The sequence below is a fragment of the Enterobacter sp. BIGb0383 genome, assembly GCF_003751845.1.
Taxonomy (GTDB): domain Bacteria; phylum Pseudomonadota; class Gammaproteobacteria; order Enterobacterales; family Enterobacteriaceae; genus BIGb0383.
The window spans coordinates 101,083-112,995 of the sequence record NZ_RJKQ01000005.1; the positions used below are offsets into that span (position 1 = coordinate 101,083).

Below are 11,913 nucleotides of genomic sequence, written 5' to 3' on the forward strand. Positions count from 1 at the left end.
ATGAAAAAGATTATCCTGGGATTAGTGGCGCTGTGCTGCGCCCTCAGCGCCAGCGCCGCCGAACGACTGGTGGTGGCCGGAGGCTCGCTGACCGAGCTGGTATATGCCATCGGCGCGGGTGATCGGGTGGTGGGCGTGGATGAAACCACCTCTTTCCCACCGGAAACCGCCGACCTGCCGCATATCGGCTACTGGAAACAGCTTAGCAGCGAAGGCATTTTATCCCTGCGTCCGGACAGCGTTATCACCTGGCAGGATGCCGGGCCTTCCCTGGTCCTCGAACAGCTGCGCACGCAAAAGGTGAAGGTGCTGACGCTGCCACGCGTTCCGGCCACGGTCGAACAGATGTATGCCAACATTCATACTCTGTCGGCAGCGCTGGGCGAACAGCAAAAAGGCGATGAACTGGTGAGTTCTCTGCGCCAGCGGCTGGAAACCGTCGCCCTGCGCAATGCGCAAATGAAACCGGTCAACGCGCTATTTATCCTCTCTGCGGGCGGCAGCGCGCCGCAGGTGGCGGGCCAGGGCAGCGTGGCCGATGCCATTATGACGCTGGCAGGGGCACACAACGCGGCGCAGCACAGCCAGTACAAGGGCTACAGCGCTGAAGCGCTGATTGCGGCAAACCCGGACGTTATCGTGGTGACTTCCCAAATGGTGCAGGGCGATCTCAACCGCCTTGCCGCTATCGCCGGTATCACCCACACCACAGCATGGAAGAATCAGAGAATTATCACCGTTGACCAGGCGCTGATCCTTGGCATGGGCCCGCGCATCGCCGATGCCGTCGAAACCCTGCATCAGCAATTCTGGCCGCGTGAAGGGAAGAGTGAACAATGACAACCACACTGGATTTAACCCCCCACTTTGCGCTGGAAGGCGGGCAGCCGTTTAAAGATCGTCACGCCACCATGCCGTGGCGCGGTGCGATGCCGATCCCCAAAGAGCAGCAGGAGGCAAGCTGGCAGGCGCTGGTAAGCCAGACCGCACCGGTTCGCAAACGGCTGGTGTACCTCCATATTCCTTTTTGCGCGACCCACTGTACGTTCTGCGGCTTCTACCAGAATCGTTATGAGGAAGACCACTGCACGCGCTATACGGATGCGCTACTGCGTGAGATAGACCTGGAAGCCGACAGCGTTCTGCACCAGTCGGCCCCGATCCACGCGGTCTATTTTGGCGGAGGTACGCCATCGGCCCTGTCGGCGCACGACCTGGCGCGCATTATCACCCGCCTGCGCGAACGGCTGCCGCTGGCACCGGACTGCGAAATCACCATTGAAGGCCGGGTGCTGAATTTCGACGATGGACGCATTGACGCCTGCCTGGATGCGGGTGCCAACCGCTTCTCCATCGGTATTCAGTCGTTTAATAGCCAGATCCGCAAGAAGATGGCCCGCACCTCAGACGGCGCAACGGCCAGAGCGTTTATGGAGGGGCTGGTGCGCCGGGATCGCGCGGCGGTGGTCTGCGATCTGCTGTTCGGTCTGCCGGGACAGGATGCCGCCATCTGGGCAGAAGATCTGGCGATTGCCCGCGATATCGGCCTTGATGGCGTCGATCTTTACGCCCTGAATTTGCTGCCGAAAACGCCGCTGGGAAAAGCGGTGGAAAATGGCCGCGTCGCCCTTCCCTCGCCCGCCGAACGCCGGGATCTTTACCTGCAGGGCTGCGACTTTATGGACGCCGCAGGCTGGCGCTGCATCAGCAACAGCCACTGGGCGCGCACGACCCGCGAGCGCAATCTCTATAACCTGCTGATTAAACAGGGTGCGGACTGCCTCGCCTTTGGATCAGGTGCGGGCGGCTCGGTAAACGGCTATTCGTGGATGGTGGAGCGCGATCTCAATACCTGGCACGAAGCCATCGCCGCAGGCAAAAAGCCGCTCATGATGATGATGCGCACCGTCGACCCTGCTTTCCAGTGGCGGCATAAGCTTCAGGCCGGGGTGGAAACCGCCCGCGTCCCGCTCGATGAACTCACCCCGCATGCCGGACAGCTTGCGCCGCTGCTGAGCCAGTGGCACCGCGCCGGATTGACCCGGGATACTTCCAGCTGCCTGCGCCTGACCGATGAAGGGCGCTTTTGGGCCAGCAATATTCTGCAGTCTCTGCAGGAATTGATTCAACAACTCTCACAGCCAAAAATTAAACAGGAGCAATGATGCAACCGAATTCTTTACGCGAGTTTTTAGCCACCGACCCCGACGGCACTCTGGAAGCGGTCGCCGATCGTTATAACACCACCCTGCTGGACGTGGTGCAGCATTTACCGGCCTTCACTCTGACCGGCGGCGACAGCTTTGATACGGTCTGGGATACCGTCTGCGAATGGGGCAACGTCACCACGCTGGTGCATACCGCCGATGTGATCCTCGAATTTACCGGCGAACTGCCGTCGGGATTCCACCGCCACGGCTACTTTAATCTGCGCGGCAGAAACGGCATGACCGGACATATTAAGGCGGAAAACTGTGCGCATATTGCCCTGGTGGAACGCAAATTTATGGGGATGGATACCGCCTCGATTCTGTTCTTTAACGCGGCGGGCAGCGCCATGTTTAAGATCTTCCTCGGCCGCGACGAGCATCGCCAGCTCTTAACCGCCCAGGTGGATGCCTTCCGTAATCTGGCAAAAACGCTGTCGGGCGTGACCGCATGAGGCCGTGGCTGATCTTTGGGGCCGGTGGCAGCGGCGTCGGTGCGCTGACGGCAGAACGGGCGCTGGCGGAACAGCGCCCGGTTATCGCTCTGGTACGCAATGTGGATGCCGCTGCGCGTCTGCAGGAGAGAGGCGTGACGGTGATTGTCGGCGACGCCTGCGATCCAATCGCCGTTGCCCGCGCCTGCGAAACGGCGGGCAAAGAGGCACTCGTGATTTCAACCCTCGGCGGCGAGCACGAGTATCTGGCCAACCGCTGCATTATCGACGCGGCGGAGCAGGCCGGTCTGACGCAGATGATTCTGGTAACCTCTCTGGGATGCGGTGACAGCTGGATCTGGCTTTCAGCCCGCGCCAGGGCAGCATTTGGTCAGGCCGTGCGTGAAAAGTCACTGGCGGAAAGCTGGCTGCAAACCAGCGCTCTCGACTTTGCCATTCTGCGTCCCGGCGGCCTGCTTAACAAGGCGGAAACCGGACAGGCCCGGCGCGTTCAGAATCAGGAGATCCACGGGTTTGTTACCCGGGCCGACGTGGCCGCCCATATTCAGGCTCTGGCGGCAGACCCGGCGCTGGCTCGGCAAATCTACAGTCTGGTCGATCCCGACCTTACGCCTGCGTAGCCCGGAGATTCGCTATTGAAGGACTCACTCTCCTCCATCAGCGTCCTGATTGGCCTGGTGATGACGCTGGTCGCTCTGACGCTGGTGGCGCTAAGTCAGGGTGCACTGAAGATCCCGTTCTATAGCCTGCAGGACCCGCAGTACCGCGATATCTGGCTCAATATCCGCCTGCCGCGCGTGCTGCTGGCGGTGCTGGTTGGGAGCGCCCTGGCGACCTCCGGCGTCGCCATGCAGGGTCTGTTTCGTAACCCGATGGCCGACCCCGGCCTGCTGGGCGTCAGCAGCGGATCGGCATTGATGGTCGGGGTGGCGATTGTCTTCCCGCTCGCCCTGCCCGCCGCGCTGATGCACTACGAACTGATGATGTTTGCCGTTCTCGGGAGTCTGGCGGTCTGCACGGCGATCTTTCTGATCGGTCAGCGGCATGCCCACGGCGGTATGCTGCAGCTGCTGCTGGTGGGGATCGCGATTAATGCCCTGTGCGGCTCGGCAATCGGCGTACTGAGCTATGTCGGCGACGAGCAACAGCTGCGTCAGCTGACGCTGTGGATGATGGGCAGTCTGGGTCAGGCCCAGTGGTCAACGCTCATGATTGCCGCCTCTTTTGCCGTTCCGGCGATGGTGGCCACTCTCTGGCTGGCAACCACGCTCAATCTGCTCCAGCTGGGCGATGAAGACGCGCACTACCTCGGGGTCAACGTGAAACGGCGACGCCAGCAGTTGCTGTTGCTGAGTTCCCTGCTGGTGGGCGCGGCGGTATCGGTCAGCGGCATCGTAGGCTTTATCGGTCTGGTCGTGCCCCATCTGATGCGAATGGTGATCGGCGCGGATCACCGCTGGCTGCTGCCCTGCTCCGCCCTGACCGGCGGCGCGCTGCTTCTGCTGGCGGATACTCTGGCCCGCACTCTCGTTCAGCCCGCCGAAATGCCGGTTGGGCTACTGACCAGCCTGATCGGCGGCCCCTATTTTCTGTGGCTTATCCTGCGCAGCCGGAGACGCTGATGCTTAACGCGCAAAACCTGACCTACACCATCAACGGCCAGCGGCTGACCGATAACGTCAGCCTGCATTTTCCCGGCGGAGAAATCGTCGCGATCCTCGGGCCCAACGGTGCCGGAAAATCGACCCTGCTGCGCCAGCTTACCGGCTATCTTCAGCCGAACAGCGGCATCTGCTCGCTGCTGGGTAAACCGCTCACCCAGTGGCTACCCGCCGACCTGGCACGCGTCCGGGCGGTGATGCGCCAGAATAATCATATGGCCTTCCCCTTTAGCGTACGTGAAGTGATCCAGATGGGCCGCCATCCCCACGGAAGTCGTAGCCGTGAAGATGACAGTGAACGAATTATGGTCCTGTGCGGCTGTGACGAACTTGCCGGGCGCGACTATCGCCAGCTCTCCGGCGGGGAACAGCAGCGAGTCCAGGTCGCCCGCCTGCTGGTTCAGCTCTGGGGATCCACGCCGTCGCCAAAGTGGCTGTTCCTCGATGAACCCACTTCCGCCCTGGATATCCACCACCAGCAGCTGCTGTTTCGCCTGCTGCGCGGCCTGGTGCATGAACGGCAGTTTAACGTCTGCTGTGTTCTGCACGACCTCAACCTGGCCGCACGCTACGCCGACCGGATTGTTCTGCTGGAAAAAGGCCGGGTGGTGGCAAACGGCCCGCCGCAGCAGGTCCTGACCGAACCGGCGCTGAGCCGGCTCTATCGTGCAGAGATTTCGGTGATTGACGATCCTGTTGAACGGCTGCCGCTGGTGATGCTGGCCCGATAGGCGCTTTTAAAGAATATTTAAATTGCACTCTGCCGCTCTGACGATTAGATTACCTGTACGGTTTAAATCCGTACAAATCAATTTAACGAACCCGCCAACAGAGACTGACGGCCTTCTTGCTAATATCGCCGTCATGGAGACTTACCCCGATGACAGTCCTGAAAAAACAGCGCATCGATCTACGATTAACCGAAGCTGATAAGAGTATGATCGAAGAGGCTGCGGCAATGACCAACCAGACGGTGACGCAGTTCCTGGTAAACAGTGCCTCAGAGCGCGCCGCTGAGGTGATTGAGCAGCACCGTCGACTGCTCCTCAGCGAAGCGTCATGGAACCAGGTGATGGACGCCATAGAGAATCCGCCAGAACCGAGTGATAAACTGAAACGTGCAGCCCGTCGTCTGCAAAACATGGAGTAGAGCATGGACGATCTGACGATTGAGATATTCTCAGGAGAAACGGATTATCAACTCAACGGTTTTGATTGCACCGAACCCTCTTTGAACGCGTTTCTTATCGATCATCTCAGACGCCAGCACAATAGCCGTATTCTGCGGGCTTACATCCTAAGAACGGCTATGCCAGAGGCACGTGTCTTAGGCTATTACACCCTATCCGGCAGTAGCTTTGAGAAAGAACAATTGCCGTCAAAATCACAGCGAAAGAGCGTTCCCTACCACAACGTTCCCAGCATCACTCTGGGCCGACTGGCCGTGGATAAATCCCTTCAGGGCTGTGGCTGGGGAGCCACACTGGTCGCTCACGCCATGAAAATTGTCTACGGCGCATCTCAAGCCGTTGGAGTCCACGGATTATTTGTTGAGGCGCTGAACGAAAATGCTAAATCCTTTTATATCAGCCTGGGCTTCATCGCGCTGACGGGCACAAATGAACGTGCCCTCTTCTACCCCACCAAATCGATCGAAAAGCTTTTCGAAAACCAATAAAAATAATTCTTTCCAGACTGCCCGCTCATGCTTGACCTTCCCCTTGCGGGAAGGTTTACCCTTGTTCACAGTTTAACTAGAGAGGGAGTTTTGTTATGTCTCAGACTATCGATCTGGCGCTTGAGGGGCTGACCTGCGGCCACTGCGTCAAACGTGTTAAAGAGAGCCTTGAGCAGCGCGACGACGTGGAGCTGGCGGACGTTAGCATCACCGAAGCGCATATCACCGGCAGCGCTGACGCGCAGTCACTGATCGACACCATTAAACAGGCCGGGTACGACGCGACGCTGAACCACCCAAAGGCTGAACCGCTGACAGAGTCATCAACTCCGTCGGAAGCGCTGACAGCGGTCCCTTATGCGCTTCCGGCAGCCACGTCCGACGATGACAGCATCCAGCTGTTGATCGACGGGATGAGCTGCGCCAGCTGCGTTAGCCGCGTACAGAAAGCTCTGCAGTCTGTTCCCGGCGTCGCCCAGGCACGGGTTAATCTGGCGGAGCGCACCGCATTGATTACCGGTCGCGCCTCCGCCAGCGAATTAGTGAGCGCCGTAGAGCAGGCTGGCTACGGCGCCGAAGCCATCGAAGACGATCGCGAGCGTCGGGAGCGCCAGCAGGCGACGGCACAGAGCACCATGAAGCGCTTCCGCTGGCAGGCCATTGTCGCCCTCTTACTCGGGGTCCCGGTGATGGTATGGGGGATGCTCGGCGACAATATGATGGTCACCGAGGAGAACCGCAGCCTGTGGCTGACTATCGGGGTACTGACTCTGGCGGTGATGGTCTTTGCCGGTGGGCATTTTTACCGTAGCGCGTGGAAAAGTTTACGCAACCGCACGGCCACGATGGATACCCTGGTAGCACTCGGCACCGGCGTGGCATGGCTCTACTCTATTACCGTCAATATCTGGCCATCCGCCTTCCCGATGGAGGCGCGCCATCTCTATTACGAAGCCAGCGCCATGATTATCGGCCTGATCAATCTCGGTCATATGCTGGAAGCCAGAGCCCGGGCGCGTTCGTCGCGTGCCCTGGAGGCTCTGCTCGATTTAACCCCGCCAACGGCCCGCGTGGTGGGTGAAGATGGCGACAAGACGATCCCCCTGGCGGACGTTGAAACCGGCATGATCCTGCGCCTCGCCACCGGCGATCGGGTTCCCGTTGACGGAGAGATTACCGACGGCGAAGCCTGGCTGGATGAGGCGATGCTGACCGGCGAGCCAGTCCCGCTGCAGAAGAGCGGCGGCGACAGCGTCCATGCCGGAACCCTGGTGCAGGATGGCAGCGTGCTGTTCCGGGCCGGCGCGACGGGGAGCAACACCACCCTGGCCCGCATTATCCGTCTGGTTCGTCAGGCTCAGAGCAGCAAACCGGAGATCGGCCAGCTGGCCGATAAAATTTCCGCCGTATTTGTCCCCGTCGTGGTACTGATTGCGCTCTTCAGCGCCGCAATCTGGTACGTCTTCGGCCCGGCACCGCAGATTGTTTACACTCTGGTGATTGCCACCACGGTACTCATCATCGCCTGTCCCTGCGCGCTGGGACTGGCTACGCCAATGTCGATTATTTCCGGCGTAGGGCGTGCGGCAGAGTTTGGCGTGCTGGTTCGCGACGCCGATGCGCTGCAGCGCGCCAGCACTCTCGATACCCTGGTGTTCGATAAAACCGGTACCCTGACCGAGGGGAAACCTCAGGTCGTCGCGGTGAATACGGTGGATACCTTTAGCGAAACGCAGGCAATTCGTCTGGCCGCCGCGCTGGAGCAGGGTTCCGCGCACCCGCTGGCGCGTGCCATTTTGCAAAAAGCGGGCGAGCAGACACTGCCTGCGGTCAGCGGTTTCCGTACCCTCCGCGGACTGGGCGTAAGCGGCGACGCTGAAGGCCATACGCTGCTGCTCGGTAACGCCGACCTGCTGAAGGAGCACCAGATCGATACGGCGATGCTGGACGACGCCATCACCGCCCAGGCAACGCAGGGCGCCACGCCGGTGTTGCTGGCAATAGACGGCAAGGCTGTAGCGCTTTTCGCCATTCGCGATCCGCTGCGGGCAGACAGCGCGGCAGCCCTGCAACGGCTACACCGTGCCGGGTACCGGCTGGTGATGCTGACCGGTGACAATCAGGATACCGCCCGCGCTATCGCCCGTGAGGCGGGCATCGATGAGGTGATCGCCGGCGTTCGTCCGGACGGCAAAGCCGATGCGATTATCGATTTGCAAAAACAGGGACGCCGGGTGGCGATGATTGGCGACGGCATTAACGATGCTCCGGCCCTGGCCCAGGCCGATGTCGGTATTGCGATGGGCGGCGGCAGCGACGTGGCGATTGAAACGGCGGCCATTACCCTGATGCGCCACAGCGTGGCCGGGGTTGCCGATGCGCTGGCGATCTCCCGCGCCACCCTGCGCAATATGAAACAGAACCTGCTGGGTGCCTTTATCTACAATTCACTGGGCATTCCCATCGCCGCGGGTATTCTCTGGCCGCTGACCGGCACGCTGCTGAACCCGGTGGTCGCCGGTGCGGCGATGGCGCTTTCCTCGATTACCGTCGTGAGCAACGCCAACCGACTGCTGCGTTTCACGCCAAAAGAGTAACGCTTCTCCCTCTCCGGTCCCGCCGGAGAGGGAGTTGTCTGATTTGCACCCGACCCGGCGGCGCGCTAGCATGGTGTTTTCCTTTCAGGGAGCGCGTATGGGTCTGTTTAACCGAATAAAAACCCTGTGGTACACGCTGTTTGCCGGTAGCTATCCGTGGCCCGCACAGGATATCTCCCTGCCCGGTGGTCGCGAGCTGCATCTCGTGGGCAGTATTCATATGGGCACCCGTGATATGTCGCCTCTGCCAGCACGGCTGCTGAAAAAAGTCCGTCAGGCCGATGCGCTGATTGTCGAAGCCGATGTTTCCCTCAACGACAGCCCCTTCCGCGATCTGCCCGCCTGCCCACCGCTGGACGAACGCCTGTCCGAAGCGCAGATGGCGGAGCTGGAAAAGCGGGCTCAGGAACTGGGGATTTCCCTCTCGGCGTTAACCACTCAGCCCCTGTGGCAAATCGCCATGGTTCTGCAGGCCTCCCAGGCCCAGCAACTGGGGCTGCGGGCCGATTACGGCATCGATTTTCAGCTGCTGAGAGCGGCCCGTCGTGAGCAGGTGAACATTATCGAACTGGAGGGGACTGACGATCAGATTACGCTCCTGCGCGAGCTGCCCGACGGCGGGCTGGCTCTGCTGGAAGATAGCCTGAACCACTGGCATACCAACGCCCGGCTGCTGCAGTTAATGGTGAGCTGGTGGCTGGAGCACCCGCCGACAAACAGCGGGCTGGCGGCGCTGCCCAGTACCTTTAGCGAATCCCTGTTTGATGTGCTGATGCATCAGCGTAACCGCCGCTGGTGCGAGCGCCTGCGGGAACTGCCGCCCGGACGCTACGTTGTCGCCGTGGGTGCCCTGCATCTGTACGGCAGCGATAATCTGGTGGAGATGCTGAAATAAAAAAATGGCCAATATCGCTATTGGCCCGTCAAAGAGGAATTTCATCATTATTATTATGCCGGGGCCGGGCCCCGGATGTGGTGAATTGTCGCTCAAAGTCATCATCACTGCCAATACTATTGCGCAAGATAGTACTATTTTTTCGCCCACCGACAGGCGTAAGCTGATGGCACGATATTGTCTGTCCGGGGTAAGGATTGCTATGACGCCCGCCGTAAAATTACTCGAAAAAAACAAGATCTCTTTTCAGATCCACAGCTACGATCACGACCCGAATGAAACCAATTTTGGTGATGAGGTGGTGCGCAAACTGGGGCTGAATGCCGACCAGGTGTATAAAACGCTGCTGGTGGCCGTTAACGGCGATATGAAACAGCTGGCGGTGGCCGTAACGCCGGTTGCCGGGCAGCTGGACTTAAAAAAGGTCGCAAAAGCGCTGGGCGCGAAGAAAGTCGATATGGCCGATCCGATGGTCGCACAGCGCACCACGGGTTATCTGGTGGGTGGGATTAGCCCGCTGGGGCAGAAGAAGCGCCTGCCGACGCTGATTGATGCACCGGCCCGGACGTTTGCCACCATCTATATTTCCGGCGGCAAACGCGGGCTGGATATTGAACTGGCGGCAGACGATCTGGCGAAAATGCTCAATGCGCAGTTCGCCGAGATCGCCCGCCGGGATTAACTACTGCCAGCTCACTTCGCCTGCTGGATCATATTTCTTCACGTCCAGCGGTGAGTTCTTCTGGATATACTCCTTCAGCACTTCCGCATCGATAAACCCGGTGTTCACATAGCCGGGCTTGTCGTCGAGACGCGGATAACCGTCGCCGCCAGTCGCGTTAAAGCTCAGGGTTGCCAGACGGTAGGTTTTCGCCGGATCGACGGGCTCACCTTTGATTTTCAGATCGTCCAATTGGCCATCACGCGCCACAAAACTGACATTGGCAAACTGCGGATAGGCACCGGAGTCCGGTTTCATCTTCGCCACCGCCGTCAGATACTCGGTCAGCGCGGCACCGGTCATATCGGCATAGACCACGACGTTGCCAAACGGCTGGACCTTGAGCACATCTTTATAGGTAATATCGCCCGCTTCAATCGAATCGCGAACCCCACCGCCGCTCATCACGCCCAGATCGGCACCGGTACGCGCTATCTGCGCCGCCAGCAGCAGATGACCGAGGTTAGTCTGCACGAAACGCACTTTGCTGCGATCGCCCTGCAGGAAGTCGTTGGTACTGCCGATTTTCACCTCAAGCTGAGCCTTGCCTTTATTCTGGAACGGCGTCAGCAGAGAGAGCATCTGCGTGCTCTCAGCGATTTCAGGCGTGTAGAGCACGCGCTCGCTCTGGCCGTTGTCGTAGGTGATTTTCTTCTTCAGGTTGACCGGGATCAGCTGGTAGTTGACCAGTTTCATCTCGCCATTGCGGAAGGTGAAGTCGGCACGACCCACGTATTTCCCCCACTCGTGAGCCTGGACAATCCAGATCCCGTTCTGGCGATCCGGCGCACACGGGGTGCCCGGAACGTAATCAACCTGCTTCTGGTTATCTTTGGCCATGCACACCGGATCCTGCGAGTGACCGCCAACGATCATCGCAAGCGATCCTTCCGGCAGGCTGCGTGCCATTTCGACGTCGCCCGGCGCATTGGAGCCGTGCTCACCGTCGTCATAGTGTCCCATATGGGTGGCGGCGATAATCAGGTCCGGCTTCTCTTTCTGCTTCAGCTCGTCGATGACCAGTTTCGCTTCTTCTGCCGGTTTACGGAACTCGATGTCGGTAAAGAACTCCGGGTTGCCAATTTTGGCCGTATCGTCGGTGGTTAAGCCGATCACGGCAATTTTTACGCCCTGGCGATCGAACAGTGCCCAGGGTTTAAACAGGCGCTCGCCGGTGCTTTTCTGGTAGATGTTGGCGGAGAGGAAAGGAAACTTCGCCCACTTCTCCTGCTGACGCAGCACCGCAATCGGGTTATCAAATTCATGGTTGCCTACCGCCATCGCGTCGTAGCCGATCAGGTTCATGCCACGGAAATCAGGTTCGGCATCCTGTAGGTCGGACTCAGGCACCCCGGTATTGATATCTCCCCCGGAAAGCAGCAGCACGCTACCGCCCTTCTCCGCCACTTCCTGACGGATGCCGTCCACCAGCGTTTTCTGCGCTGAGAGGCCGTATTCGCCGTAGTCGCTGCGCCAGAAGTGGCCGTGGTGATCGTTAGTGTGCAGGATGGTAATGCTGTAGGTTTTGTCTTTCTCATAGGCCTGCAGCGGCTGGCTGGTAACGGCTGCCGCTGCCAGCAGCGCCAGTGCAACGCTACGCGATAACAATTTCATTTTTCTCTCCCTGATCCAGTGGTAAGCGCTGAAATTACAGCGACCTGAAACAATAAACAAATAAGATTTCAGAATTGCGACTTTC

Annotated in this window: 12 protein-coding genes; 11 read left to right on the top strand and 1 reads right to left on the bottom strand. The window is 59.5% G+C overall.

All coding sequences use genetic code 11. The features are described from left to right. From EDF81_RS20520 to ybaK, 11 genes are all read left to right on the top strand, one after another. Positions 1 to 840, top strand: a complete 840-nt coding sequence (locus EDF81_RS20520; protein WP_123350228.1) for an ABC transporter substrate-binding protein — start codon at positions 1 to 3, stop codon at positions 838 to 840. Next, positions 837 to 2,165, top strand: coding sequence for a heme anaerobic degradation radical SAM methyltransferase ChuW/HutW (gene hutW, locus EDF81_RS20525; RefSeq protein ID WP_123350017.1), 1,329 nt, complete (start codon positions 837 to 839; stop codon positions 2,163 to 2,165). The genes EDF81_RS20520 and hutW overlap by 4 nt, the downstream gene beginning before the upstream one ends. After that, entirely contained in the window at positions 2,165 to 2,662 is a 498-nt protein-coding gene (gene hutX / locus EDF81_RS20530; RefSeq protein WP_123350018.1) for a heme utilization cystosolic carrier protein HutX, read from the top strand. The genes hutW and hutX overlap by 1 nt, the downstream gene beginning before the upstream one ends. After that, a complete protein-coding gene (locus EDF81_RS20535) occupies positions 2,659 to 3,282 on the top strand; it encodes an NAD(P)H-binding protein (protein WP_123350019.1) in 624 nt (207 codons plus the stop codon). Before hutX ends, EDF81_RS20535 begins: the two co-directional genes overlap by 4 nt. Positions 3,283 to 3,342: 60 nt before the next feature. After that, positions 3,343 to 4,284 (top strand): iron ABC transporter permease, encoded by a 942-nt coding sequence (locus EDF81_RS20540; RefSeq protein ID WP_221180837.1) that lies wholly within the window; start codon positions 3,343 to 3,345, stop codon positions 4,282 to 4,284. After that, positions 4,284 to 5,054 (top strand): heme ABC transporter ATP-binding protein, encoded by a 771-nt coding sequence (locus EDF81_RS20545; protein ID WP_123350020.1) that lies wholly within the window; start codon positions 4,284 to 4,286, stop codon positions 5,052 to 5,054. Before EDF81_RS20540 ends, EDF81_RS20545 begins: the two co-directional genes overlap by 1 nt. Positions 5,055 to 5,203: 149 nt before the next feature. Further along, entirely contained in the window at positions 5,204 to 5,473 is a 270-nt protein-coding gene (locus EDF81_RS20550; RefSeq protein WP_123350021.1) for a DUF1778 domain-containing protein, read from the top strand. A 3-nt stretch (positions 5,474 to 5,476) separates the two neighbouring features. Next, positions 5,477 to 6,001: an N-acetyltransferase gene (locus EDF81_RS20555; RefSeq protein ID WP_123350022.1), complete on the top strand. Its 525-nt coding sequence runs from the start codon at positions 5,477 to 5,479 to the stop codon at positions 5,999 to 6,001. 95 nt (positions 6,002 to 6,096) lie between these two features. Further along, entirely contained in the window at positions 6,097 to 8,598 is a 2,502-nt protein-coding gene (gene copA, locus EDF81_RS20560) for a copper-exporting P-type ATPase CopA (protein ID WP_123350023.1), read from the top strand. Positions 8,599 to 8,695: 97 nt separating this feature from the next. Beyond that, on the top strand, positions 8,696 to 9,493 hold the full coding sequence (locus EDF81_RS20565) for a TraB/GumN family protein (RefSeq protein WP_123350024.1): 798 nt from the start codon (positions 8,696 to 8,698) through the stop codon (positions 9,491 to 9,493). 202 nt (positions 9,494 to 9,695) lie between these two features. Beyond that, positions 9,696 to 10,175, top strand: coding sequence for a Cys-tRNA(Pro)/Cys-tRNA(Cys) deacylase YbaK (gene ybaK, locus EDF81_RS20570; RefSeq protein WP_123350025.1), 480 nt, complete (start codon positions 9,696 to 9,698; stop codon positions 10,173 to 10,175). Here the strand turns inward: ybaK and ushA are convergent, their stop codons facing one another. After that, positions 10,176 to 11,828 carry a bifunctional UDP-sugar hydrolase/5'-nucleotidase UshA gene (gene ushA / locus EDF81_RS20575; protein WP_123350026.1) on the bottom strand — a complete coding sequence of 551 codons (1,653 nt, stop codon included), beginning with the start codon at positions 11,826 to 11,828 and terminating at the stop codon, positions 10,176 to 10,178. Positions 11,829 to 11,913 lie beyond the last annotated feature (85 nt).